The sequence below is a fragment of the Pseudidiomarina sp. WS423 genome (assembly GCF_050750165.1).
Lineage (GTDB): Bacteria > Pseudomonadota > Gammaproteobacteria > Enterobacterales > Alteromonadaceae > Pseudidiomarina > Pseudidiomarina fusca.
In genome coordinates this window covers 527,911-554,137 of record NZ_JBOJLN010000001.1, presented here as the reverse complement: position 1 = coordinate 554,137, position 26,227 = coordinate 527,911, and the positions used below count along the sequence as shown (strand labels likewise).

Here is a 26,227-nt window from a genome sequence, read left to right as displayed (position 1 = left end):
AACTACGCACTGACTAAAACACCACTAAGCAGAATGTTGATGGCATTACTGCTGGTGGTGCAATTGTTATGCGTAGTTTCCAGCGCTTTCGCTGTTGAACATTCTGCTGATGATATTCATCATCAAATATCATGGTCTGACACCAGTACGGTTGTAGCCGCAGAACAATCATCATTAACTGATGCCTCACTTCATGCAGGTTGCGACCATTGTAGTCATTGCCATGCCGCACATATTGGCTTGTTTAAACCAGCTCCGGCTTTGCCGGTAATTGGTAATGAATTGCTGGTGTCTTACTTAAATTATCTACCCTCTTCCCCTAAACGAAGCATTTACCGCCCACCCATCAGCTGATTCTGTTTTTTTGGTTTTTACATTACCTATAACAGGATTTTGCTATGTTCTTAAAAATGAATTGCAAACGCTTTGCAGCGTTAGGTTTATTGGCTGCTGGCAGTGTGCTGCTGAGCCTGACAGTAAATGCCGCTGAACCTGCAACAGCAGAGTTAACGCTGCAACAGGCAGCAAAGCGGGTGTTACAACAACATCCACAGCTACACGTATTTGATTGGCGCTTAAAAGCAGCGGCGGGTCAGCAGCAATTGGCAGAGCTAACGCCAGGCTATGAACTCGGCGTGCAGGCCGATAATGCCTTTGGCACTGGTGATATGTCGGGTGTTAAAAGCCTCGAAGTTACGGTGTCGTTGTCTTCCGTTATTGAGCTTGGCGATAAGCGCCAGGCCCGGATGGCGGTGTCCAGTGCAAGTCAGGGATTATTGCTGGCGCAGCGCCAGGCCGCGAGCCTGGATTTACTGGGCGAGCTGACCCAGCGTTTTGTAACTGTGCTGACATTGCAGCAAAAAACGGCGCTGGCGGCACAAACCGTCAGTATGACTGAGCAGGCTTTAACGCTGGTGACGCAGCGGGTGCAGCGTGGTGCAGCACCGGAGGCCGAGCAACTAAGGGCGAAAGTGGCTTTTAAGCAAGCACAGTTGCAGCATGGCTTACTGCAAACCGAGCTGGATAGCAGCAAGTTGGCGCTGGTCAGTTTATGGGGGGCGGAACAAGCCGATTTTAATCAGGTTAGTGGTGATTTATTTCAGCTGGCGCAAAGCCCCTCCTTTCAAACACTTTATCAACAAGTGCTGGCAACCCCCACTGTGGAGGTTTTTGCAGCCCGGCAACGCTTGCGTGATGCTGAGCTGACACTGGCGCAAAGTCAGTCGGCGGGTGATGTACGCTGGCAGATTGGAGCCATGCGTTCACAAGAAAGCCGGGATTTTGGTTTGGTTGCCGGCGTGTCAGTGCCTTTGTTTAGTAAACAGCGTAATCAGGGTGCGATAACTGCGGCGCAGGCAGAGTCTCAAGCGGAACAGTTTGAAAAAGAAACTGCCTTGCTGGATTTACGCGCCCGCTTGTATCAGGCCTGGCAAACTCACCGTTACAGCAGTATGGCTGTGAAAGATATGCAGCGCGATATTCTGCCGGTGTTGGAGCAGGCACTACAACAAACTGAAGACGCATACCGCCGTGGCCGTTATGGCTATGCAGAGTGGATTTCTGCTCGTCAGGCACTACAGGACGCTCAGCTTGAGTTGGTTAATGCTGCCAGTACCGCACTGAGCAATCAGGTACTGATTGAACAGCTTGCCGGTGTTGCGCTTGCGGCATCACCTCTGGCGATAAAGACACCCACTCAGCTTATCACTACTGAATCAGGATCTTCCAAATGAAATATTCCGCGTTATTCCTTGCATTACTGATCGCTCAGGGTATGGCTGTTGCACCTGCTCAGGCCGGGCCGGGCCATAGCCATGATGAAAAACCGAAAACGGCACAAACAAACAGCGCTCATGCCCATGATGATAGCGGGCACGATCATGGCAGCGACCATGATGATGATCACGATGAAGCCGCAACGATTGATGCCGACATGGCAAAAAGGGTAGGGATTGAAGTGGCGACGGCAGGTGCTGGCACCATTGAACGCCATATTCCGTTATACGGTGAGCTTGTCATCCCACCTAACCGTCAGGCACAGGTGCGAGCCCGTTTTCCTGGCATGATTACCCAGATAAAGCCTGCAGTTGGCGACACAGTGAAAAAAGGTGAGGTGCTGGCGCTGGTGGAATCCAATGACAGCCTGCGCACTTATCCGGTTACCGCGCCGATAGCGGGGGTGTTATTACAGCAATATGCCAGTCAGGGCGAATACACAGCCGGTGAAACGTTATTTTCACTGGCAGACAGCAGCATACTGTGGGCTGAGCTGAAAGTATTCCCGGCCGCAATGGATGAGATAAAAACGGGTTTGCCGGTGCATATCGAAGCTCGCGGTGGCAGGGTTGATAGTCAGATCACCCATATTTTGCCGGCCTCCGGCCAGCCTTATGTATTGGCGCGGGTTGAACTAGATAACAGCAACGGCCGTTTTTCTGCCGGAGAGCGGGTCAGTGCGCTGGTGGATGCTGAAATCATAGCTGTTTCTCTGGTGATAGATAACACGGCCTTACAGGATCTGGGAGGTAAGCCGGTGGTGTTTGTGCGCGAAGGCAACCGCTATGAACCGCGGCCACTGCAGCTAGGCCGCACCGATGGGCGCTTTACTGAAGTGCTGTCTGGTCTACATGCTGCTGAAGAGTATGTGGTGGTAAATAGTTATCTGATTAAGGCTGAGATCGAAAAAGCCGGCGCAGCTCACGAACACTAAAATTTGCCTGGCTGCGCTTTGGTTCTGCGGCGTTAAAAACCGGCTCAGCATGCTCATTTACCGCATGTAAACTGCGCTGCTTCGCCCGTTCTTGCCTTGCGTAACCTTTGCTCGCTCAGGCAGATGAAAAGGAGATAAACATGATTGAAGCTATCGTTCGTTTCTCAATTGAGCGACGGTATCTGATGCTGGGCCTGATCTTGTTACTGATTGGCGCCGGGCTGTGGAGTTACCAGCGATTACCTATCGATGCAGTACCTGATATTACCAACGTACAGGTACAAATTAACACTGAAGCGCCTGGCTATTCACCTTTGGAAGCCGAGCAACGGATTACCTTTGTGGTGGAAACGGCGCTTTATGGCTTGCCAAAACTAAAATATACCCGTTCGTTGTCACGTTACGGGCTGTCACAGGTTACGGTGGTGTTTGAAGAAGGCACCGACATTTATTTTGCCCGTAACCTGCTTAATGAGCGGCTTGGCAGTATCAAGAATGCACTGCCTGCCGGACTGGAACCACAAATGGGACCCATTGCTACTGGCCTGGGTGAAATATTTGTTTATACCGTCGATGTTAAACCCGGCGCTACTGATGCAAATGGCAAACCGCTTGATGCCATGTATTTGCGTGAAGTACAGGACTGGATTATCAAACCGCAACTGGCGCAAGTGCCCGGTGTGGTTGAGGTTAATACCATCGGTGGTTATGACAAACAGTACCACGTGATGCCTGATCCGGCAAAAATGCTGGCCATGGGTGTGACATTGCCGCAACTGTCAGAGGCGCTGCTTAGCAATAATGCTAACCGTGGGGCAGGTTATATTGAGCGTAATGGCCAGCAATTACTGGTGCGTTCGCCCAGCCAGCTCAGTACTATCAGCAGTATTGAAAATGTGGTGGTAGCGCTAAATGGCTCAGTACCTATCCGGATAAAAGATGTGGCAGAAGTAGGGCTTGGTAAAGAGTTACGTACCGGTGCCGCCACCCGTGACGGCCACGAAACCGTAATGGGTACGGTGATGATGCTGCTGGGTGAAAACTCGCGGACCGTTGCCCGCGATGCTGCTCAAAAGCTGGAAGAGATAAAAGCTTCCCTGCCAGAAAATGTGATTGTTGAAGCGGTATATGACCGTACCACGCTGGTAGATAAAACCATTGCGACTGTGCAAAAAAATCTGCTGGAAGGGGCATTACTGGTCATTGTGGTGCTGTTTGTGCTGCTGGGGAATATCCGCGCGGCACTGATTACCGCCGCCGTAATCCCGCTGGCAATGTTGGCCACCATTACCGGTATGGTACAGCAAGGCGTATCAGCTAACTTGATGAGCCTGGGAGCGCTGGATTTTGGCCTGATTGTCGATGGTGCGGTGATTATTGTCGAAAACTGTATCCGGCGCTTAGGAATGGCACAACACCAAAATGGTGGCTTGCTGGCACTGCGCGAACGCTTAAACGTGGTGTTTGCTGCAACGACCGAAGTGATTAAACCCAGTTTGTTTGGGGTAGCGATTATCACGGTAGTGTATATCCCGATTTTTGCCCTGACCGGCGTTGAAGGCAAAATGTTTCACCCAATGGCCGCTACAGTAGTAATGGCATTACTGGCCGCTATGGTGCTGTCACTGACTGTGGTTCCTGCCGCCGTTGCCGTGTTTATGAGCGGTAAAATCAACGAACAGGAAAGCCGGGTTATTGTGGCTGCAAAATCACTGTATCGTCCGGTGTTGCATGCCGTAATCAAGCTGCGTTTGCTGGTTGCTGGTTTGGCAACGCTGCTGGTCGCGGTTTGTTTATGGCTTGCCACCACGCTGGGATCGGAATTTATCCCACAATTGGATGAAGGCGATATTGCCTTGCATGCGATGCGGGTAACCGGTACCGGGCTGGAGCAGTCAGTTGCAATGCAGGAAGTACTGGAGCAGCGGATTAAGCAATTTCCTGAAGTTGATAAGGTTTTTGCCAAAATTGGTACGCCGGAAGTAGCAACTGATCCGATGCCGCCGAACGTTGCAGACAACTTTGTTATTTTAAAACCGCGCAGCGAATGGCCGGATCCGCGTAAAACCAAAGCGGCGCTGGTAGCTGAAATGGAACAGGCACTGGAACAACTGCCTGGTAATAACTACGAGTTTACCCAGCCGATTCAGATGCGTTTTAACGAGCTGATTTCTGGTGTGCGTTCGGATGTGGGCATTAAAGTGTTTGGTGATGACCTGGATGTGCTGTTAAGCGTAGCAAACAGCATTGAGCAGGTTGCCAACAGTATTAGCGGCGCGGCAGATGTGAAAACAGAACAGGTATCCGGTTTACCGGTACTGTCGGTAATGCCAAAGCTAACGGCTTTATCCCGTTACGGACTAACAGTCAGCCAGTTTCAGGATATCATCGCCATGTCGATTGGTGGCGAAGAGGCGGGGCTAATCTATGAAGGTGATCGCCGGTTTCAGCTAATAGTTCGTTTACCGGAGCAAATCCGCAGTGATATTGATAGCCTGTCATGGCTGCCTATTCCAACGCCGGATGGAGGCTATGTACCGCTAAATGAAATTGCTACGCTGGATATTCAACCGGCACCGGCACAAATCAGCCGCGAAAATGGTAAGCGCCGTATTGTGGTATCGGCTAATGTGCGCGAGCGCGATCTGGGTAGCTTTGTTGCCGAACTGAAACAGCGGATTAGTGCCGACGTCACTCTGCCAGCCGGTTACTGGCTGGATTATGGCGGTACTTTTGAGCAATTGGAGTCGGCCAGTAAACGGCTGGCAATCGTAGTGCCGGTGACCTTATTGCTGATTATCGCCTTGTTGGTGATGGCGTTTAATTCGCTCAAAGATGCACTGATTATCTTTACCGGTGTGCCACTGGCACTGACGGGGGGCGTACTGGCACTGTGGCTGCGCGATATGCCGCTGTCTATTTCAGCCGGTGTCGGCTTTATTGCCTTGTCTGGTGTCGCGGTGCTGAACGGTCTGGTAATGGTATCGTTTATGCGCCAGCTATGGCAGGAAAAAGGCGATTTACTGTATGCCGTGGTTGAAGGCGCGTTGATCCGGTTACGTCCGGTATTGATGACAGCGCTGGTGGCCAGCCTGGGGTTTGTGCCAATGGCGTTGAATACCGGCACCGGGGCAGAAGTACAGCGCCCGCTGGCAACAGTAGTGATTGGCGGTATTATCTCGGCTACTTTGCTGACATTAGTAGTACTGCCGGCGTTATACCACTGGCTGCATCAGAATGACCAAAGGTTAGCTGATTAGATCGTTGTCATCCTCAATTCAATAATGTGGCAAGCGTTACCGCGGGATGACCCTATCGGTTATCCCGCGCATGCTACAACCGTAAAAGGTAAAGTGTTCTGCCTCTGCCAGAGCGGGAGAGTTTTATCGCGTTTGTCTAGGGCGTGTTGGCGGCGCTACCGCAATAAAATCGGGTTAAAACAGTGCTGATTTTGCACAGCAAAACCTGAGATAAGTTATTTATCTCAGGTTTTGGCGGCTATCTTCTACACTTACAGGTAGAATACGCCTTTATTTGCGCGTCTGCCGTCTTTGTTCAGCGCCCACCTGTAGGATCTGTGATGAAAAAAACCTTTGCCTTAACTCACCCCAAGCTGCAACCGGCGCGTTTAGTTGACGCTATTAAACACGAAATTCGCAAATATCTGGCCCGTGAACGGCGCAAAGCGGTGCAGGCCGGTAAAGACTATTGGACCTTTGATTGCCGCTTTGGCGCCTCAGAGGCGGAAGCAAAGCCAATGTTCACCTCAGAAATCAACCAACATATCGATGCAGCGGCTGCGCAGCAGTGGCCACAGTTTTATATCGAAATTCTGGCCCGTGCCTGTAATCACAAGCCGCGCCCGGATAGCGATCTTGAGTAAGCTTCACTTTTAAACTGCAGCCAGGCTGCAGAGGAATTCTTATGCAATTTTCAGCTTTAAATTTGGCACCAGACTTACTGCGTGGCTTAACAGCATGTGGTTTTAGTGAGCTTACGCCAGTGCAGGCGCAGGCGATAGTGCCGGCGCGGCGCGGCAAAGATTTACAGGTTACTGCGCAAACCGGAACCGGTAAAACCGCGGCCTTTGCTATTCCATTATTACAACGCTTGGTAGATACGCCGCAAGCCGTGGTTGAGCGGCGGCCCCGGGCGTTAATTTTAACGCCAACCCGGGAGCTTGCCGAGCAGATTGCCAATGCGATTAGTGCCTATGCCCAATTTTTGCCCCTTAGCGTCACTGCGATTTATGGCGGCGTTAAAATGGGCGGGCAGGCCAGTAAATTACAGGCCGGCGTTGATATCGTGGTCAGTACGCCGGGCCGCTTAATTGAGCATATGGCGCTGGGTAACGTGATCTTAAGTGACGTTGCTTTTGTGGTGCTGGATGAGGCTGATCGTATGCTTGATATGGGCTTTAGTACTGATGTGCTGAAGTTAGTGGAGATGACCGCAGCCAGCCGGCAAACACTGCTGTTTTCTGCGACCACGTCGCCGGCAGTGAATGAACTGTCTCACAAGATTTTGAAAAATCATCAGCAAATCCGGGTAGCGAAAACCAACAGCACTGCCGACACGGTGGAGCATGTGGTGTATCCGGTAGAGGAAAGTCGCAAAATCGAGTTATTTGAGCAACTGTTAGCTGAGCACAACTGGTTTCAGGTGCTGGTTTTTACCAGTACCAAAGAGCAGGCCGATCGGTTACTCGCCGATCTGCAAAAAGCTAAAGTCAATGCTGCGGTTTGTCATGCCGATAAAAGCCAGGGCAGTCGTCGCCGCGCACTGGCCGATTTTAAATCAGCCAAACTGCAGGTACTGATTGCTACTGAAGTTGCCGCCCGGGGTCTGGATATCCAGGGGCTGGATTATGTGGTGAACTTTAACTTGCCGTATTTACCGGAAGACTATGTCCACCGCATAGGTCGCACCGGGCGCGCTGGCGCCAAGGGGCAGGCGATCTCCTTTGTCAGCCGTGAAGAAGAGCAGAGCCTGGAGCGCATTCAAAAGCTGATTGGCAGTACTATTGCGCGGGTGGTGAAACCCGGCTTTGAAGTCAGCAACCGCGGCAGCTTGTTAAAAAGCATTTCGCGTAAAGTGCTTGGCACCCGCGCCAATAAAGCCAGCGCGACCCAGATTGATGTTGCCACCCCGAAAGCAAAAGCAAAAAAGCCAGCCGGCAGCGCAGCGGTAAAACCTGGTAAAGCCCGCCGCAGCTAAGCTCAATACATTCACAGCACGCAGCGCAAACCGTTATCGTGAATGGCGGTTCTGCGCTGGCGCACCGTGCGACTTTAGTCGATAGCTTAAATCTGCAGCACTTACGCCAGAATGCCGTTATTACAAGCAGTTACACTCAATAGTGCGGCCTGGTCAGTGTGCGGGGAATGGCATAAAAATCACGATGAATAACGCTTAGCGCTTTACTTCCTACCGCTAAGGGTTAGAATACGCGCGCTGTTCTGAGCAAAGACTACACCGCTCTGGTTATATAAGGTAATTGCAATGCATCCGATGTTAAACATCGCGGTCCGCGCTGCCCGTTTCACCGGTAACGTCATCATTTTCGTCGGTATTATGCTGGCCGGAATCCTCTGTCTGGTTTCGCAACGCCGTGTCTGTAAAACGCCCGTCCTTATGTTATCTGCCAAGCTCTTGCCTCAGTCTCAACCTCTTTATTTGCTGCGCTGTTTTATCTCCCGCGTCCGCCATCTTAGGGTGTATTACCACTATGCCGGACGCCCTGATAACAGCCGGCACGCCAGGGTCGGCCCAACGTATTCCTGCCTCCCTGCCAACCGCTTTTCGTTTACTACCGCTGTTTTGTCGCTGTTATCTGTCGCCCTGAGCAAGCAAGCCTGTGCTGCCACAGGGATGCAGGGCGCTTATGGTCACTCAGGCTAAAAGACAAAACACAGTTCAGTTAACGGCAAGGTTCACTCACTTTTAATTTAAACCGTGCAATATCTAGCGGAGAGCTTTGGCAATGGTACTGACTCTGACATCCACACTGGCACTATTTGTATTAATAGCGCTGTCGACCGTGGTTTTTTTCGCAGCTAAACGTTTTTGAACTCAAAGCGCAGAAAGTCAGTAAACCTAAATACAGGTCAGTTGACTCAAATTTGAATTGTTTCGAAACCCTCATCAACAGCTAAATCGCTACCACTTGCGGCAGTGCGCGCTAATTCATCACAGCGTTCATTTTGTGGATGACCAGCGTGGCCCTTAACCCAGTCCCAGCGCACGTTATGGCGAGCTGCCGCAGCATCTATTAAACGCCATAAATCAGCGTTTTTGACGGGTTTGCGATTGGCGGTTCGCCACCCATTGTTTTTCCACTTGTGAATCCACTCTTCAATGCCTTGTTTAAGGTATTGGCTATCCGTGGTTAGTACCACATCGCACGGTCGCTTTAACGCGTCTAAGCCGATAATCGCGGCTAACATTTCCATTCTATTGTTCGTGGTTAACCGAAATCCAGCAGCAAACTCTTTGCGATGTTTACCGTATTCAATAACCACGCCATAACCGCCAGGGCCAGGGTTACCTAAGCAGGAGCCATCCGTATATATATGCACTGTTTGCATGCTAAAACGTTATCTCTAAGTAATGATTTAAGGCGCAGTTTAGCAGACCTGACAAATAAATGCGTCATAGCAAAGTCAGTATACAGTTGTTAAACTCTAACGATTATTGTTGGTGTGCAGGATTGCTAGCAGTCTTCCACAGGTAAACGTCAGGTTTATCACTGGGCAAGTGATATCAATTTAATTTGGAAAGAAGCACAAACTCTTATGCGGCAAATCGTTTTAGATACAGAAACTACTGGGTTACGCCCAGAAGAAGGCCACCGAATTATAGAAATTGGCGCCGTTGAAGTCATCAAGCGCAAGCTAACGGGGCGTACCTTTCATGTCTATATCAATCCGCAGCGGGTAGTTGAGCAAGAAGCGATTGATGTACACGGTATCACCAATGATTTTTTACAAGATAAACCGGTTTTTGCACAAATTGCGGAAGAGTTCATTGATTTCATCCAAGGTGCAGAATTGGTTATCCATAATGCCCCCTTCGATGTGGGCTTTATGGATCATGAGTTTGCTTTATTGCGCAACGGCACGGGGAAGACTATCGACTATTGTAGTGTGCTCGATACCCTCAAGTTATCGCAACAGATGCGTCCTGGCCAACGCCACACTCTAGATGCTTTATGTCGTGCCTACGGGGTAGATAACTCAAACCGGACTTTTCACGGCGCATTATTAGATGCTGAATTATTAGCGGATGTGTATTTGCTTATGACGGGTGGGCAAACCGCATTAGAGTTGCCCGGTAACCGAGCGAACGGAGAACTCAGTAGTGGTTGGACACCAGTGCTAAATAAACCCGCACTTAAGGTAGTGCAAGCATCAGCAGCAGAGCAACGGGCTCATCAACAAAGGTTAGTGTTAATCAATGACGCATTGTGGCAAGAATAGGCCATAGCAGAAGTAAGTGGTAGGGTAAATTGAACAAATTTTGCGGCTTTTGCATTTTTTTTAAGCAAACGATTCAAAAACACAAAAAAAGGGTTGACGGAACATTCCAGCACTCGTAATATTCGCTCCGCATTCAGGGGGACCCAGTCGGGTTGCCCAGAGTTAGGAAAGCGGAGCGGTAGTTCAGTTGGTTAGAATACCGGCCTGTCACGCCGGGGGTCGCGGGTTCGAGTCCCGTCCGCTCCGCCACTTTCCTGAAATTGGTTTTATACCGCTGCGGAGCGGTAGTTCAGTTGGTTAGAATACCGGCCTGTCACGCCGGGGGTCGCGGGTTCGAGTCCCGTCCGCTCCGCCATTTCAGACAAATTTCTTATTTTCTTTTGGAGTGTCGTGCGATGAGTTTGGCTGATGCCTGCTTGACGTGTGGGGCTTGCTGCGCGTCTTATCGTGTGTCTTTTTATTGGGGCGAAGCAACAGGCGCACCCCAAGGTCATGTTCCAAGCGAACTAACCGAATCTTTTCATCCTCATCTTCTTTGCATGCAAGGCACGAATCAACGTGAACCTCGTTGTATTGCCTTAGTTGGCGCTATCGGGGAGCAGGTTAGCTGCAGCATTTACCCTGATCGACCCAGTCCATGTCGAGAATTTGCTATGTCGATAGACGGTAGTAATCCCCACTGTGATAAAGCCCGCGCGAAGTATGGCCTGTTACCACTCATTTCGGTGCATGAAGTAGCCTAACAGGTTAAAACGCAAAGATTGTGCCACGAATAGCTCTTGAGCCTTACTCCTTAGGCAGGTACATTAGTACGGTTAAAGCATTTAACCACAAGGGAGATAAGATTATGCGCAAGAGCCTTATTGCTGTTGCTATCGGTGCGGCCATTTCAGTTGCCGCTTGTTCTGATAAAGACGCTAGCCAAACCACCGTTGAGTCAGCTAAAACTGAGCAGGTTGCGGCTAGTTCACTAAGCCAAAGCAATCCATTCTACGCTGCAAGTACACTTCCATATCAGGCTCCAGATTTTACCAAAATCCGTTTTGAGCATTATCAACCAGCATTTGAAGCTGGTATGGCAGAGCATAGTAAGGAAATTGAGGCTATTGCTAACAACAGCGCAGCACCAACTTTTGAAAACACCATCGTAGCTATGGAAAAAGCAGGTGCTTTATTAAGCCGAGTTTCTTCAGTTTTTTATAACGTTGCTGGATCGAATGGGAACGATGACACTCGGGCTTTGCAAGGCGAGCTCGCACCAAAAATGGCACAGCATCGCGACAATATTATGCTTAATCCAGCCTTGTTTGCTCGGGTTAAAGCAGTGTACGACAACCGAGCTGAACTAGAAGGCGAAGCGTTGCGCTTGGTTGAAGATACGTACAAAGGTTTCGTTCGTGCTGGTGCTGAACTAGACGCTGAGGCGCAAACCAAGATCCGTGCAATTAACTCTGAAATGTCTTCATTAACCACAGAGTTTCAGCGTAACCTGATGACGCTAGCTAACGAAAACTTGATCGTTGTTGATAGTGCTGACGAATTAGCTGGACTTAGCGAGAGTGAGATTCAAAGTCTGGCCGACGCTGCTGCGGCTGCTGGTCATGAAGGTAAATATGCCATTCGGATTACCAACACGACCCGTCAACCAGTGTTGGCATCATTAGAGAATCGTGAACTACGTCAGCGTATTTGGGAAGCTTCCGCTTATCGTGGTACTGGTAACACAGCGACAGATAACCGTCCTTTAGTAAAACGCTTGGCTGAACTACGTGCTCAAAAAGCTGAGCTACTAGGTTACGACACTTGGGGTGATTACGTATTAGAAACTAGCATGGCCGCTAAGCCAGCAGCAGCACAAGCTATGTTACGTGATTTGGTACCAGCAGTAGTGAGTAACGTGGCCGCTGAACAAGCTGCAATTCAAGAGATGATTGAGGCAGAAGGTGGCGATTTCGAAGTGCAGCCATGGGATTGGGCATATTATGCCGAAAAAGTTCGGGCAGAAAAATATGCTTTAGATGCTAACGAAGTGAAGCAATACTTTGAGTTTAATCGAGTGGTTGAAGATGGCGTGTTCTATGCTATGAATCAATTATTTGGTATTACTTTCGAAAAACTAGATAACATCCCAACTTATGGTGATGACATCATGGTTTACGAGGTTAAAGACGTTAATGGTGAAACGTTAGGCCTGTTCTATGGCGACTGGTTTACTCGTGATGGCAAGCGCGGCGGAGCTTGGATGAGCTCATTCGTGTCTCAGTCACACCTATTAGATAGCAAGCCGGTTATTTTAAATAACCAGAACATCAAAAAAGCAGCCGAAGGCCCAACGCTGTTGAGTTTTGACGAAGTAAGCACCATGTTCCACGAAATGGGACACGCTTTGCACGGAATGTTCTCTGATGTCATGTATCCATCGTTGGCAGGTACGTCAGTATCACGTGACTACGTTGAATTTCCTTCAACTTTCCAAGAAGATTGGATGTTGAACGAGCAAGTATTAAATAACTTTGCTAAACATTACGAAACCGGTGAACCGATTCCTGCTGAATTACTTGATAAAGTGTTGGCTGCGAAAAACTTCAACATGGGTTATGACACCTTAGAATATATTGCGTCAGCCTTGTTGGATTTGGAATACCACACGCTATCAGCTGATGCTGCTAGCAGCATTGACGATGTGGCGGCGTTTGAAGCAGCCGCGCTTGAACGCAATGGTGTAGCAGTAGCTGCAGTACCACCGCGTTATAAGTCGACTTTCTTTGCGCACGTTTTTGCCGGTGGCTATTCAGCTGGTTACTACGCTTATATGTGGTCTGAAGTGTTAGCCGCTGATGCCTTTGCCTTTATGCAGCAAAACGGTGGTTTGACCCTAGAAAACGGTCAAGCATTCCGTGACACTATCCTTTCTAAAGGGAATAGCAAAGAGCCGATGCAGCAATACATCGATTTCCGTGGTCAAGAGCCTACCGTTGAAGCCTTATTACAACGCCGTGGCTTAACTGCTCCGAAAATTGATTAATAGCTGATTTCGTACAATAAAAGAGGACAGAGCTAGCTCTGTCCTCTTTTTTTTGGTATATAAGCAGGTAAATATTTTGTAACAGTGAGTTTTTGAATGCCTGATGTTTTGTTCGCCTCTCAGCCTATCTACGATCGCCAAGGCAAGGTTTATGCGCATGAGTTACTTTACCGTCACGAACATGGCATTACTGCTTTTGAAGTTGGCGACAGTGTGGCTACCAGCGAGGTGTTATTTAACCTTTGTACTGGCGTCTTAGACTATGTAGAACATCACAAGCAACCAGTTTGTATCAATGTATCCACGGATTTTCTGCTCTCTGGGCAATTTCTGCCGATTGCACCAGAACATGTCATTATTGAACTCGTAGAACGGTTAGAGCCAACAGCAGAAATTATTGAGGCAATAAAAAATTGGGTCGCTAAAGGGTTTCGGTTTGCTTTGGATGATTTTGAATTTCAACAAAGCTGGGATCCACTGCTTGAATTTGCTGCAATCATCAAGGTTGATATCGAGCGAACAGGATTAGAGCTGGCGCAGCAACGGTTGCAGCAGTTGCAGCATCTTGATGTATTGTGGCTAGCCGAGCGGATTGAAGATGAGCTTACGCTTAATCAGTATCGTGAGCTTGGCTTTGATTTGTTTCAGGGGTACTTCTTAGCTAGACCCAAACTGATTGAGGGCACAAAAGTGCCTTCGCCTGCAGCACAGCAATTAACCTTGTTGATTAATCAGCTGTTTGTCGATGAACCCGAGCTTTATGAGATCGTGGCTGCCTTACAAACCGATCCGGTGTTGGTCGTTAACTTGCTCCGAATCGCCAATAGTCCTTATTATGGTTTGACTCGCAAAATTGAATCACTTAAAGAAGTCGTCATGCTCTTGGGTCTAGAGCCGTTGCGAAAGTGGGTGTTGTTGATTTTATCCGTGCAAGGACATACGCCTGAACAAGCGAAATTAGTATTGACTCGGGCCTATATGTGTAGCGAGTTAGTTCGTGCTAAAGACCCTTTTAATCGACTTTCTGGGCCTGCTTTTTTAGCTGGTTTACTGTCTGGTTCTGATATTCTATTAGGGTTAGATAAAACTCAGTTTATTGAAGGTCTTAATATTGCTGATAATGTCCGCGATGCTGTCCTAAAAGGCAAAGGTGAGTTAGGCGTGGTGCTGGCGGCAGTAGAGCGCTTCGAGTACGACCTAGCGATGAAACGACCTTTGCAAAGGCAAGAACAACTGTTTGAAATTTATCAACAATGTCATTTCTTAGTAGAACAGCTGCTAAGCCACGTTGGAGCTAGTCAATAACTCTATACTGGCAATATTCCCTACCAGTTACGACCCTTGTATAAGATGCAGGCGCTAGTGCACGGCGCCTGATCCTGCTATAATCCGCATCACTTTTTAGGCCTGAACTGATGAATAGGAATCACTATGTCGATTGATAGTTCAAAGATTATCTACACAGAAACAGATGAAGCTCCTCGTTTAGCAACGTATTCGTTACTGCCGATTATTCGTGCGTTTACTGATGCTGCAGGAGTCGTGGTGGAAACTCGTGATATTTCTTTAGCGGGTCGAATCATTGCTAATTTTTCAGAATACTTAAAGCCAGAGCAGCGCATCAATGATGCTTTGGCAGAATTAGGCGAGTTAGCCAAAACTCCTGAAGCCAATATTATTAAATTGCCTAATATCAGTGCTTCTATTCCACAGTTAACTGCAGCTATTAAAGAATTACAAAGCCAAGGTTATGCGTTGCCGAATTACCCATTTGAGCCACAAACGGATGAAGAACGCGATATTAAAGCGCGTTATGACAAAATTAAAGGCTCGGCAGTAAATCCTGTCTTGCGTGAAGGTAATTCAGATCGTCGTGCTCCAGCATCGGTAAAAAACTATGCTAAAAAACATCCGCACCGCATGGGAAGTTGGAGTAAAGACTCCAAAACTCACGTGGCGCATATGCATGATGGTGATTTTTACAGTAGTGAGCAATCAACCACCTTTGCTGCCGCAGATGATCTGAAAATTATTCTAAATACTCCAGCTGGCCCAACAGTACTGAAAGAATCCGTTAAAGTGATGGCAGGCGAAGTTGTCGATGCGGCAAGTATGAACGTGCAGGCATTACGCGAGTTTTTTGCCACTGAAACAGCAGCAGCAAAAGAACAAGGTGTGCTGTTATCTTTGCATTTGAAAGCGACCATGATGAAGGTGTCAGATCCCATCATGTTTGGCCATGCCGTAACTGTATTCTTCCAAGATGTGTTTGCTAAGCATGCGGATACCTTCAAGCAGCTAGGCGTAGATGCAACGAACGGCTTTGGTGATGTGTTAGCCAAGATCGCAGATTTACCAGTCGACCAACGCAGCGCTATAGAAGCGGATATCGCGGCAGTGTACAGCGAGCAACCTAAGCTAGCTATGGTGAACTCAGATAAGGGTATTACTAACCTTCATGTGCCTAGTGATGTGATTATTGATGCATCGATGCCAGCGATGATTCGTGATGGCGGCAAGGTGTGGGATGCGGATGGTAAAACCCAAGATACAAAAGCGATGATTCCTGATCGCTGTTATGCGGGTGTGTATCAAGCAACGATTGAATTCTGTCAGCAACATGGCGCATTTGATCCAGCCACTATGGGTACCGTTCCGAACGTAGGCCTGATGGCTCAAAAAGCGGAAGAGTACGGTTCACATGACAAAACTTTTGAAATTCCTGCCGACGGTACCGTTGTCGTAGTGAACCAAGCCGGTGAGCAAGTGTTTTCTCATGACGTGCAGAAAGGCGATATTTGGCGGATGTGCCAAGTAAAAGACGCGCCCATTCGTGACTGGGTTAAGTTGGCAGTCAATCGTTCACGCTTAAGTGGTGTGCCTGCGGTATTCTGGTTGGATGCTGCACGAGCTCACGATGCTGAATTAATTAAAAAGGTAAATCAGTACCTGCAAGAGCATGATACAGATGGCCTCGATTTACGCATTATGGCACCTACAGAAGCGACCTTGCACACGCTGGCGCGTATGAAAGAAGGCAAGGACACGATTTCTGTTACTGGGAACGTATTGCGCGATTATTTGACTGACTTATTCCCGATTCTTGAGTTGGGAACCTCAGCTAAAATGTTGTCGATTGTACCCTTGATGAACGGCGGTGGTTTATTCGAAACTGGTGCAGGCGGATCAGCACCTAAACATGTGCAGCAGTTTGTAGAAGAAAACTACTTACGTTGGGATTCGCTAGGCGAGTTCTTGGCATTAGCAGCATCGTTAGAGCATTTAGCACAGCGTACTAACAATGATCGCGCACAAGTGCTGGCTGATGCGTTGGATGCAGCAACTGCTAAGTTCTTAGAGAACGATAAATCACCAGCGCGTAAGTTAGGGCAGATTGATAATCGTGGTAGTCACTTCTATCTTGGCATGTATTGGGCTGAGGCATTAGCTGCACAAACCAAGGATGCAGCGTTAGCTGAGCGATTTGGTAAGTTGGCCGCGTTTTTAACTGAAAACGAAGCAACTATCGTGGCTGAATTAAATCAAGTGCAAGGTACACCGGTAGAAATCGGTGGCTACTATGAACCAAATGCTGATTTAGTTGCGAAGGCGATGCGCCCGTCTGCAACGTTAAATGAAGCACTTGAGCGCTTGTAAGTCATAGCAAATAAGAGTCATGAAGAGCCCCGCACTAGTGTTTAGTGCGGGGCTTTTTTTATGGCTAAACATAGATTAATTTGTGATTATTGCGAGGCAAGGTGTTAATCTTGGTGCAAATCAATGACTAACAATGATAAGAGATATTGATTCATGAGCCTGTATCAACACCCTGTACTTGAGGCCTTTCTACGCCAGTTATACATTGCGAACTTAGTTGACGCTGAAGCAGTGATGCAATACACCAAGCAGCCAGGAGGGCATCGTGATCCCTCTACCTGGGATGTCATAGGCATCGAAGATGTGCAGGTGTTAAGTGCGTTGTTAAGCACTCCTGTATTAGCTGAACTCTGGGCAAAGCGGTTACGCCGAACGCCCGCTACCTTAGTTTACCCTGCTGTCGTGTATCGCTTTCGTGAAACCATGGATACTATCATTCCGCAGCGCAGCTTTCAGGACAAAACCGATACCACCAAGGATTGGTTTCGTTGTGCGTTTGAGGTGGCCGAGCGTTTTAAAAGAGTATTTGAGCCCTTTGTGGAGTTTAAGTTAGGCTGTAAATTTAACGCAGTGAGCAGCCCAGAGCACTTTATTGATCTACTTATCCAGTATGCAAGCTCGGGCGACAGTAAATTATTCGCAGAGTTTATAGCGCTTAATCCGCCTCGTAGCTTAGCTGATATAAAAGCTCACATTGAACAACTGGAGCACTACCTCCAAGGGCGTGTATTGGGGCAATCCCATGCTGTACGAACCGTAGTGAGACATGAGTTAGCAAGCGGTTGTATCGATAATGGCCGACAACGAGCTATTTTCACGTTTGTGGGGCCCAGTGGGGTAGGAAAAACAGAGTTAGCACGCAGCTACGCCCATGCATTGAGTGATGCTACCGGCTCGGGGTATCGCTTTCGTGAGTTTAGTATGGAAGCCTACGCTGACGACAAAGCATACATGAAATTGACAGGGTCTGGCTCGTATTATACTGACTCAGCGTTAGGTGACTTAACTCGCCACGTACAGTGTTATCCGCGTTCCGTGATTTTATTTGATGAAATCGAGAAAGCTCATCCTAGTGTGATTCAATCCATGCTTAGCATGTTAGATAGTGGTCGCATGACGGATATCACCTCGAATGAAGTGGCTGACTTTTCGCAGACGATTGTTATTTTTACTTCCAACCTAGGCCAAGCAGAATTTAATAAAGCCACTGGAATGGGAGAGTTAGATGTCTTTGATGTTCTGCGTCAAGCCAAACGTCCGGGCGATAGTCAGCCGGCCTTAACACCAGAATTAGTTGACCGATTAAAAAGTGGGGCAGCAATACGATTTAAGCCGCTCAGTGCCAGTACGCTCTTAGCCATTGCCGAACTGCGTGTGCGGGAATATTTGCAAGCAGGCTTCTCAGTGGTTGATTTAGATTTTACTGTGGATTTTTATGCGGCTTTACTGTTTGCGCAACTACCTAAACCCTCTGCTCGAGGTATTCAGGGTGTTGCCAATAATCTTTTGGCGGGTGCTAAGCGTGACATGTTTAGGCAGTTAACGAGCGCACAGTTACAACAGATTACTCAATTGCAATTGCATTTAGATGAGAGCTGTTACGAACGTGTGCGCGGCAGCCACAAAGTATTATTAATCAATTGTCCAGCGGCACTGGTTGCACACCTTCAACAGCAGCTGCCGCGTTATGAATGGCAAGCTATATCACTGGTGGCTGCGTTAGAATTAAAACATCAAGTGAGTCAGTACGCTGCGGTATTAATTGCCGCCGGTGTGAGTGCTGATAGTTCTAGTGCTACACCCGAGCTGGCCGAGTTGGCTGCTGCTATTCGTCAATTACACAGATTTGCTGCTGGCGTACCCTTATTGATGGTGGCGGAACACACGATTGATGATGATGAATTTGACTTGCTCGATGAGGTGATTTCTGCTGCAAGCCTATTGGCAACCCCGACCCGATTGCAACGCCTGATTGAAGTTAATGCAAGGTTGCAGATTGGCCGGCGGCAAGAACAGCGATTTGATTATGACTACCACCTGCAACTCGATAGTAGCCAACTAAAGATAAGTTTAGTAAATCCCAAGTTCACTACCAATGTTAGTTCTTCACGAGTTATCGCTGGGGTGCCAGGCTTGCTGCGCGAGCGGCCGAGCGTGCGTTTAGCTGATGTGGTGGGATTGCAACGTGCTAAAGCCGAGTTACAACGGGTTTTAGGTTGGCTAAAACAACCCGAGTTGTTACAACGACGCCAGTTAGCTATGCCAGCAGGCATTGTGTTAACCGGCCCTCCAGGTACCGGAAAAACCATGTTAGCCAAGGCGGTAGCTGGCGAAACGGAATTACCATTTTTGAATATTAATACCCACGATTTAGTGAGTTCAGTACAACATGGTACCGCCACTAAAATTCAGCAGATTTTTGCTGCTGCGCGTGATATTGCGCCCTGCATTATCTTTATCGATGAGATAGATATGATTGCTGGCCGTCGTGATCGTGCTGGCGCAGACACCTCGGCGGTGAATACGTTACTGACTAATTTAGATGGCCTACAAGCTGCAGCCGAGCCGGTCTTTGTGATTGCTGCCACTAATTATCCCGAGCGTCTAGATCCAGCACTCCTGCGAGCTGGCAGATTAGATGAACCTGTGCACTGTGATTTGCCAGATAGAGCTGCTCGGCAGGCTTTCTTTGAAATGTTTGCTCATCGTTATGGAGTGCAATTGAGCACCGAGCAACTGGCTGATTTTGCTGAAATGACACAAGGTATGAGTGGAGCGCAGTTAGAAAAAGCAATGCGCTTATGTATGCTCACCGAACAGGTAGAACAACATGGCGCTGCTGGTCTTACTATTGCTCAACTGCGTAAGGCTGTAACTGCTGCACATTATGGGGCGCCGCTTACAAGTCTAGGTCAATCACCGCAAGAGAAAAAATTAGTCGCCTATCATGAGGCTGGTCATTTACTCGTATCCCGTCTATTGATGCCGCATTATGACGTGCCTTTTGCCACCATTGAACCGCGCAACAATGCGCTTGGTTTTGTTGTTACCCATAAAGATGCAACTTTAGCGGCAACTACCATGGCAGAGATCAAAGCGAAAATAGCCATGAGTATGGCTGGAAGAGAAGCGGAAGCTTACGCTGATTTAGGTGGTGAAGCCAACACTGGAGCGGCGAGTGATATCAGTTATGCCACCCAATTAGCCGAAGCGGCAGTATGTCAATACGGTTTAGATGAGGTATTCGGACCGGTGACACCTGCGGCTTTGCAACAAGTGAAATTAACCGGAGCACAGGCTGACTTGGTAGCCGAACGGATTAAGTTTTGGGTGACCGAAGGGCAACAGCAAGCGGCTGCCCTATTAGCACAACAGCAAGAGTTGTTACATAAAATTGCCGCTGCGTTATATCGCAATGAGTCACTTTATGGCGATGAAATAGATGAGCTATTTGCTGATGCCTAGGTATAATAACCAACTACCCTTCATGGTATTTCAGCCCAGCATAGAGAGAACAGCATGAGCACAACTGAAGATAACATTGAGCAAAGTCCGTTAACGCAAACTTACTCAGCTAATGAGCAGACAGTTACTATTGATATTTATAAAGGTGAGAGTGGTTGGATTCTTGAAATTGTTGATGCCGGCAATAATTCAACCTTGTGGGAAGATGAATTTGCAACAGATCAAGAGGCCCTTGATGAAGCCTTAGCCGCTTTGTCTGAAGAAGGAATCGACTGTTTTATTGGCCCAGCGTAAGCAGGCTTAAGTGCAGTAGCGCAAGAGGATGTTGACATGACATTAGCTTGCGCATACGGCACAATACCCCCCTTGTTTTTGTTTCGCAGCGGAATATACCACCAGATATGACAGCACCTAGCTTTATTCATTTACGAGTTCACAGTGATTTTTCAATGATTGATGGGTTGGCTAAGGTCAAACCTATCTGTGAAGCTACCGTGGCTAAAGGAATGCCAGCTTTGGCATTAACCGATCAAATGAATATGTGTGGGCTAGTTCGCTTTTATCGTGCAGCCCACGATAAGGGATTAAAACCTATCGTTGGTTGCGATTTGTGGGTATTGCCAGCCGGTTGGACTCCAGACAGCAAAGAACAGCCGTTCAGATTAACCGCTTTAGCAATGACGAATGAAGGGTATCAGCAACTGACTGTCTTAATTAGTCGTGGCTATTTGGCTGGGCATCGCTGCGGCAAGCCTTGTATTAATAAAGAATGGTTGGCCGATCATCAGCAGGGAATTTTGTTACTCTCGGGCGGCCGAGATGGCGATATTGGCCGTGCCTTGCTGGCCAACAAGCCGGCAGAGGCTGCCCAGCTGCTGGAGTTTTATTCGCAGCATTTTGCCGATCGTTTTTATCTAGAACTGGTACGTACTGGGCGTGCTGGCGAGAATGACTACATTCATGCCGCGGTTAATCTCGCAGCGCAGCAGCAGGTGCCAGTGGTAGCCACCAACGAAGTCGTGTTTTTGCGTGCAGAAGATTTTAACGCACATGAAATCAGAGTTGCCGTATCTGACGGCTATGTACTGAATGACAAGCGCCGACCACGCAATTACAGTGCTGAGCAATATCTCAAGAGCCCAGCAGAAATGGCCGAACTATTTGCCGACATACCGGAAGCGTTAGCTAATACGGTGGAAATTGCAAAACGCTGTAATGTGACGGTAAAGCTTGATGAATATGTATTGCCTGAGTTTCCAACGGGGGGTATGACCCCAGAAGACTTTTTAGTAAAAAAATCGCAAGAAGGTTTAGAACAACGTCTTAGCGATCTGTTTCCAGATGAGCAAGAACGTGCAGTTAAACGCGTGGAATATGACCAGCGTTTAGATATTGAACTTAAAGTTATCAATGATATGGGCTTTCCTGGTTACTTCTTGATCGTGATGGAGTTTATCCAGTGGTCTAAAGACAACAATATTCCGGTTGGCCCCGGCCGAGGTTCAGGCGCAGGCTCGTTAGTTGCCTATGCCTTAAAAATCACTGATTTAGACCCACTTGAATTAGATTTGCTGTTCGAACGATTTTTGAATCCAGAACGGGTATCCATGCCTGATTTTGATATTGACTTCTGTATGGATCGGCGTGATGAAGTTATTGATCATGTTGCTGATCTTTACGGACGTGAAGCCGTTTCTCAGATCATTACTTTTGGCACTATGGCCGCTAAGGCATCGATTCGAGACGTCGGTCGGGTGTTAGGTCATCCCTATGGTTTTGTTGATAAAATTACCAAGTTAGTACCTGGCGACCCAGGGATGACCCTAGCTAAAGCATTTGAAATTGAGCCGCGTTTAGCTGAAATGTATCAGCAAGATAATGATGTTCGCGACATCATTGATATGGCTAGGATTTTAGAAGGGGTCACCCGTAATGCCGGTAAGCATGCTGGTGGGGTAGTGATAGCGCCCAATAAAATCACCGATTTTGCACCATTATATTGCGATGAAGAGGGTAAACAGCCGGTTACTCAGTTTGATAAGAATGACGTAGAAGCAGCAGGTCTGGTTAAGTTCGACTTTTTGGGCTTGCGCACGCTAACCATTATTCAATGGGCATTGGATATGGTGAATGCCAATCGTGCTAAAGCTGATCTTGAACCTATTGATATTGCTAAAATTCCGTTGGAAGATCCTGCTTGCTTCGCCTTGCTCAAGAAAGCCCAAACCACAGCGGTGTTTCAATTAGAATCAGCTGGCATGAAGCAACTGATCAAGAAGTTGTTGCCCGATAGCTTTGAAGACATTATTGCTTTGGTTGCGCTATTTCGGCCAGGCCCGTTACAGTCAGGCATGGTGGACAACTTTATTGACCGTAAGCATGGCCGAGAAGAACTGTCTTATCCTGACAAAGACTATCAGCACGAATCTCTGATTCCGATCTTGGAACCTACGTACGGGGTTATCCTTTATCAAGAGCAAGTGATGCAGATAGCGCAGGTGTTAGCCGGTTATTCACTAGGTGGTGCGGATTTACTACGCCGTGCTATGGGTAAGAAAAAACCAGAAGAAATGGCCAAACAACGTGCGGTGTTTGAAGAAGGCGCACGTAAAAATGGTATTGATGGTGAGCTAGCGATTAAGATCTTTGACTTGGTAGAAAAATTTGCCGGTTACGGTTTTAACAAATCGCACTCGGCCGCTTACGCCTTGGTTTCTTACCAAACGCTATGGATGAAAACCCATTATCCAGCAGAATTTATGGCCGCAGTGATGTCGGCCGATATGGATAATACCGACAAAATAGTAACGCTAGTAGATGAATGTGAAAATATGGGGCTCACTATTTTACCGCCCGATGTTAATGCTGGTCAGTACAAGTTTACGGTCGATCACGAGCAGCGTATTGTGTACGGCATTGGTGCCATAAAAGGGGTGGGTGAGGCTCCTATTGAAGCCATTTTGCAGGCGCGCAATGAAGGGGGCGCCTTTACAGATCTGTTTGATTTTTGCTGCCGGGTTGATTTAAAAAAGCTGAATCGCCGAGTGCTCGAAAAACTTATTAAAGCTGGTGCAATGGATTCGCTTGGGCCTCATCGTGCAGCGCTGATGGCAACCTTAGAAAAAGCGATGCGTCAGGCTGAACAACATGCGCGTGCCGAAGCCCAGGGGCAGGCCGATTTATTTGGGGTGCTAACCTCAGCTGTTGATGATGTGACCATTGAGCACGAGTTCGTGCAAGTACCGCCATGGCGTGAAGTGATTTGGTTGGAGGGCGAACGTGAGACTCTTGGACTATACTTAACTGGCCACCCGATTAATCGTTATCGGCGTGAGTTGCGTCATTACGTGCCCTGCGCATTGGCTGATGTGAAGCCAACTGGGCGAGATCAAACCACCACAGTAGCCGGGTTAGTGGTAGATGTGCGTACCATGTTAAATCGTCAGCAACAGCGTTGGGCTATTGTTACCTTACATGATAAAACCGCACGCTTTGATTTTCGGGTGTATGCGAAAGATTACGAAATTTATCAACACTTGCTCGAAAAAGATCAAATATTGGTGGTAAAAGGAGAGGTCAGCTTTGATGATTACTCGTCTGCCAATACAATGACAGCACGTGAAATTATGACCTTGGTAGGCATGCGCGAGCAGTATGCTAAGGCTTTGAAGCTAACGGTTCGGCAAGAACAGTTAGCTGGCGCTGGTTTGCAACGTCTAGTGGAATTGATTGAGCCTTATAAACAAGGTAGTTGCCCGCTATTGTTGCAATATCAGCAGCCTCAAGTGCAGGCGCAGTTTCATGCTGCCACTGAGTGGTATGTAACGCCCACGGACGAATTATTATACGAGTTGCAGCAGCAGCTTGGTAAGGATCATGTTGAACTCGAGTTTTAATGGCAAATAGGAGCCATAATGAGTCTTAAATTTTTAGATTTTGAACAGCCTATCGCTGAGCTACAAGCACAAATTGAAGAGCTGAAGGCGGTTGGCGCCAAGGGCGATTTTGATATTTCTATTGAAGAAGAAATTGCTAAATTACAAGAAAAGCGTGAACAGCTGGTAGCTAAAATCTTTGGCGATTTAGGCGCTTGGCAAGTAGCTCAATTAGCTCGGCATCCGTTGCGGCCCTACACGTTGGATTATATTCAGCATATTTTTGAAGACTTTGATGAGCTTGCTGGCGATCGTACTTTTGCTAACGATGAGGCCATTGTTGGTGGTACAGCGCGTCTTAATGGTCAACCAGTGATGGTTATTGGTCATCAAAAAGGTCGTGAAACCAAAGAAAAAATCCGCCGCAATTTTGGTATGCCTAAGCCTGAAGGTTATCGTAAAGCATTGCGCTTAATGGAGATGGCTGAACGCTTTAAGATGCCCATCATTACCTTCATTGATACCCCAGGTGCTTATCCTGGCATCGGTGCTGAAGAGCGTGGGCAGTCTGAAGCGATCGCTCGTAATCTAAAAGTCATGGCCAGATTAAATACTCCAATCATTTGTACCGTTATTGGTGAAGGTGGTTCTGGTGGCGCGTTAGCCATTGGTGTGGGTGATAAAGTAAATATGCTGCAATACTCTACTTATTCAGTGATTTCGCCAGAGGGGTGTGCTTCTATTTTGTGGAAGAGTGCAGAGAAAGCTCCACTAGCCGCTGAAGCTATGGGTGTCACAGCCCAACGGTCAAAAGAGTTAGGCTTAATCGACACTATTATTGAAGAACCTATCGGTGGCGCTCATCGTGACCATGTGCAAATGGCAGAGCGTTTAAAGCAACGCTTAGCAGACGATCTGCAAGCATTGCTAAATCTTGATAGTGCCGAGCGGTTAGAACAGCGTTATCAGAAGTTAATGTCATTTGGATACTGTTAAGCATAACCTATCGGATAGCTGGGCAGAGCAACTCTTCCAGCAGTTTAGCCACCAGTTAGTTGAATTGGCTTTAGAGCCAGGACAACAGCTGGTGGTTTGCCTTGGTGGCGGAGCTGATTCGCAAACCTTATTAGACCTCACCGATCGTTTTCGGCAAACGCATCCGGAATACACCTACCTAGCTATTCATTTAGATCATAGTTTTCATGAAAAATCAGCCGCTTGGGCCGCTGGTTTGGTGGCAGACTGCCAACAGCGGCAATTTCCGTTTATTTGCGAACCGCTTCAGGTTGATCTGGGGGCGCGTATTAGCAAAGAGGCAGCCGGCCGCAATGCACGTTATCAACGTCTGGTTGAATTAACTCAACCTGACGCAGTGCTGTTGTTGGGACAGCATCGCAACGACCAAATTGAAACCTTGTTCTTGCAGCTAAAGCGAGGTGCCGGACCGAAAGGGCTAGCGGCCATGGCTAAATTCATGCAACGGCATCAACGCTATTGGTGGCGGCCACTGTTGGACATCAGTAAAGCCGAAATCTACCAGTATGCGCACGCTCGGCAATTGTTCTGGATTGAAGATGATACCAACTACGATGTGAGTATTGAGCGCAATTTTTTACGTCATCAAGTAGTGCCATTATTAGAACAGCGTTGGCCCCATTTTGGCGATGCTGTGCTCCGCAGCACTCTACTTTGTGCAGAAAACCAGCAACTGTTAGAACTATTACTAGCAGATCGGGTGGCACCTCATATAGATGCTCAAGGACGTTTAGCTAGTCGTTGGATGGTAGGGCAGAGCGCTGAGTTACAACGTGGTATTCTGCGCTTTTGGTTGCAACAACAACAAGCACCACTACCTTCTTTTGCACAGCTAGAACAGTTGCGTGAACAGATGCTTAACACAGATAATAATGCACGCCCTAAGGTGGGTTGGGCCGATTGTTTGGTGAGTCGTCACACTGCCGATACCAAAGATCGTTTATTAACTCTTACGCGGGTTAGCAAAAAACGCTAAGCAATC

18 protein-coding genes and 2 tRNA genes are annotated in these 26,227 nt (G+C 47.9%); 19 read left to right on the top strand and 1 reads right to left on the bottom strand.

Annotated elements, in window-relative coordinates; genetic code table 11:
• The first annotated feature begins 39 nt into the window (after nt 1-39).
• From ACQ661_RS02545 to ACQ661_RS02515, 7 genes are all read left to right on the top strand, one after another.
• Complete coding sequence (locus ACQ661_RS02545; protein WP_008984038.1) at nt 40-354, top strand: hypothetical protein; 315 nt, start codon at nt 40-42, stop codon at nt 352-354.
• 44 nt (nt 355-398) lie between these two features.
• Nucleotides 399-1,733, top strand: a complete 1,335-nt coding sequence (locus tag ACQ661_RS02540; protein ID WP_008984037.1) for a TolC family protein — start codon at nt 399-401, stop codon at nt 1,731-1,733.
• A complete protein-coding gene (locus ACQ661_RS02535) occupies nt 1,730-2,710 on the top strand; it encodes an efflux RND transporter periplasmic adaptor subunit (protein WP_313932115.1) in 981 nt (326 codons plus the stop codon). Before ACQ661_RS02540 ends, ACQ661_RS02535 begins: the two co-directional genes overlap by 4 nt.
• Nucleotides 2,711-2,850: 140 nt before the next feature.
• Nucleotides 2,851-5,970, top strand: a complete 3,120-nt coding sequence (locus tag ACQ661_RS02530) for an efflux RND transporter permease subunit (RefSeq protein ID WP_008607707.1) — start codon at nt 2,851-2,853, stop codon at nt 5,968-5,970.
• Between the two features lie 320 nt (nt 5,971-6,290).
• A complete protein-coding gene (locus ACQ661_RS02525) occupies nt 6,291-6,593 on the top strand; it encodes a DUF6172 family protein (protein WP_431667517.1) in 303 nt (100 codons plus the stop codon).
• A 41-nt stretch (nt 6,594-6,634) separates the two neighbouring features.
• Nucleotides 6,635-7,927 carry a DEAD/DEAH box helicase gene (locus tag ACQ661_RS02520; protein ID WP_313932117.1) on the top strand — a complete coding sequence of 431 codons (1,293 nt, stop codon included), beginning with the start codon at nt 6,635-6,637 and terminating at the stop codon, nt 7,925-7,927.
• 285 nt (nt 7,928-8,212) lie between these two features.
• Nucleotides 8,213-8,611, top strand: a complete 399-nt coding sequence (locus tag ACQ661_RS02515; RefSeq protein ID WP_313932118.1) for a hypothetical protein — start codon at nt 8,213-8,215, stop codon at nt 8,609-8,611.
• 215 nt (nt 8,612-8,826) lie between these two features.
• Here the strand turns inward: ACQ661_RS02515 and rnhA are convergent, their stop codons facing one another.
• Nucleotides 8,827-9,297, bottom strand: coding sequence for a ribonuclease HI (rnhA, locus tag ACQ661_RS02510; protein WP_110075435.1), 471 nt, complete (start codon nt 9,295-9,297; stop codon nt 8,827-8,829).
• Between the two features lie 207 nt (nt 9,298-9,504).
• On the opposite strand from rnhA, the gene dnaQ reads away from it, so the two are divergent.
• The 12 genes from dnaQ (at nt 9,505) to tilS (ending at nt 26,221) form a co-directional block, all read left to right on the top strand.
• Nucleotides 9,505-10,188, top strand: coding sequence for a DNA polymerase III subunit epsilon (dnaQ, locus tag ACQ661_RS02505; RefSeq protein ID WP_431667514.1), 684 nt, complete (start codon nt 9,505-9,507; stop codon nt 10,186-10,188).
• 172 nt (nt 10,189-10,360) lie between these two features.
• Nucleotides 10,361-10,437, top strand: a tRNA-Asp gene (locus tag ACQ661_RS02500).
• Nucleotides 10,438-10,466: 29 nt separating this feature from the next.
• Nucleotides 10,467-10,543: transfer RNA gene (locus ACQ661_RS02495), tRNA-Asp, on the top strand.
• Between the two features lie 40 nt (nt 10,544-10,583).
• Nucleotides 10,584-10,931, top strand: coding sequence for a YkgJ family cysteine cluster protein (locus ACQ661_RS02490; protein WP_431667513.1), 348 nt, complete (start codon nt 10,584-10,586; stop codon nt 10,929-10,931).
• Nucleotides 10,932-11,035: 104 nt separating this feature from the next.
• Nucleotides 11,036-13,213 carry a M3 family metallopeptidase gene (locus tag ACQ661_RS02485; protein WP_369742482.1) on the top strand — a complete coding sequence of 726 codons (2,178 nt, stop codon included), beginning with the start codon at nt 11,036-11,038 and terminating at the stop codon, nt 13,211-13,213.
• A gap of 96 nt (nt 13,214-13,309) precedes the next feature.
• Nucleotides 13,310-14,518 carry an EAL and HDOD domain-containing protein gene (locus ACQ661_RS02480; protein ID WP_110075431.1) on the top strand — a complete coding sequence of 403 codons (1,209 nt, stop codon included), beginning with the start codon at nt 13,310-13,312 and terminating at the stop codon, nt 14,516-14,518.
• Nucleotides 14,519-14,644: 126 nt separating this feature from the next.
• Nucleotides 14,645-16,870: an NADP-dependent isocitrate dehydrogenase gene (locus ACQ661_RS02475; RefSeq protein ID WP_431667510.1), complete on the top strand. Its 2,226-nt coding sequence runs from the start codon at nt 14,645-14,647 to the stop codon at nt 16,868-16,870.
• 153 nt (nt 16,871-17,023) lie between these two features.
• Entirely contained in the window at nt 17,024-20,335 is a 3,312-nt protein-coding gene (locus ACQ661_RS02470) for an AAA family ATPase (protein WP_110075429.1), read from the top strand.
• A gap of 54 nt (nt 20,336-20,389) precedes the next feature.
• Nucleotides 20,390-20,629 (top strand): hypothetical protein, encoded by a 240-nt coding sequence (locus tag ACQ661_RS02465; RefSeq protein WP_153826968.1) that lies wholly within the window; start codon nt 20,390-20,392, stop codon nt 20,627-20,629.
• Nucleotides 20,630-20,736: 107 nt separating this feature from the next.
• Nucleotides 20,737-24,231 (top strand): DNA polymerase III subunit alpha, encoded by a 3,495-nt coding sequence (gene dnaE, locus ACQ661_RS02460; RefSeq protein WP_431667509.1) that lies wholly within the window; start codon nt 20,737-20,739, stop codon nt 24,229-24,231.
• A gap of 18 nt (nt 24,232-24,249) precedes the next feature.
• Entirely contained in the window at nt 24,250-25,206 is a 957-nt protein-coding gene (gene accA, locus ACQ661_RS02455) for an acetyl-CoA carboxylase carboxyl transferase subunit alpha (protein ID WP_110075427.1), read from the top strand.
• Nucleotides 25,193-26,221 (top strand): tRNA lysidine(34) synthetase TilS, encoded by a 1,029-nt coding sequence (gene tilS, locus ACQ661_RS02450; RefSeq protein WP_313932124.1) that lies wholly within the window; start codon nt 25,193-25,195, stop codon nt 26,219-26,221. Before accA ends, tilS begins: the two co-directional genes overlap by 14 nt.
• Nucleotides 26,222-26,227: the final 6 nt, after the last annotated feature.

Bases quoted from the DNA above. Each gene is read 5' to 3' on its own strand.
- ACQ661_RS02545 (WP_008984038.1), top strand. From the start codon at position 40: ATGGCATTACTGCTGGTGGTGCAATTGTTATGCGTAGTTTCCAGCGCT.
- ACQ661_RS02540 (WP_008984037.1), top strand. From the start codon at position 399: ATGTTCTTAAAAATGAATTGCAAACGCTTTGCAGCGTTAGGTTTATTG.
- ACQ661_RS02535 (WP_313932115.1), top strand. From the start codon at position 1,730: ATGAAATATTCCGCGTTATTCCTTGCATTACTGATCGCTCAGGGTATG.
- ACQ661_RS02530 (WP_008607707.1), top strand. From the start codon at position 2,851: ATGATTGAAGCTATCGTTCGTTTCTCAATTGAGCGACGGTATCTGATG.
- ACQ661_RS02525 (WP_431667517.1), top strand. From the start codon at position 6,291: ATGAAAAAAACCTTTGCCTTAACTCACCCCAAGCTGCAACCGGCGCGT.
- ACQ661_RS02520 (WP_313932117.1), top strand. From the start codon at position 6,635: ATGCAATTTTCAGCTTTAAATTTGGCACCAGACTTACTGCGTGGCTTA.
- ACQ661_RS02515 (WP_313932118.1), top strand. From the start codon at position 8,213: ATGCATCCGATGTTAAACATCGCGGTCCGCGCTGCCCGTTTCACCGGT.
- rnhA (WP_110075435.1), bottom strand. From the start codon at position 9,297: ATGCAAACAGTGCATATATATACGGATGGCTCCTGCTTAGGTAACCCT.
- dnaQ (WP_431667514.1), top strand. From the start codon at position 9,505: ATGCGGCAAATCGTTTTAGATACAGAAACTACTGGGTTACGCCCAGAA.
- ACQ661_RS02490 (WP_431667513.1), top strand. From the start codon at position 10,584: ATGAGTTTGGCTGATGCCTGCTTGACGTGTGGGGCTTGCTGCGCGTCT.
- ACQ661_RS02485 (WP_369742482.1), top strand. From the start codon at position 11,036: ATGCGCAAGAGCCTTATTGCTGTTGCTATCGGTGCGGCCATTTCAGTT.
- ACQ661_RS02480 (WP_110075431.1), top strand. From the start codon at position 13,310: ATGCCTGATGTTTTGTTCGCCTCTCAGCCTATCTACGATCGCCAAGGC.
- ACQ661_RS02475 (WP_431667510.1), top strand. From the start codon at position 14,645: ATGTCGATTGATAGTTCAAAGATTATCTACACAGAAACAGATGAAGCT.
- ACQ661_RS02470 (WP_110075429.1), top strand. From the start codon at position 17,024: ATGAGCCTGTATCAACACCCTGTACTTGAGGCCTTTCTACGCCAGTTA.
- ACQ661_RS02465 (WP_153826968.1), top strand. From the start codon at position 20,390: ATGAGCACAACTGAAGATAACATTGAGCAAAGTCCGTTAACGCAAACT.
- dnaE (WP_431667509.1), top strand. From the start codon at position 20,737: ATGACAGCACCTAGCTTTATTCATTTACGAGTTCACAGTGATTTTTCA.
- accA (WP_110075427.1), top strand. From the start codon at position 24,250: ATGAGTCTTAAATTTTTAGATTTTGAACAGCCTATCGCTGAGCTACAA.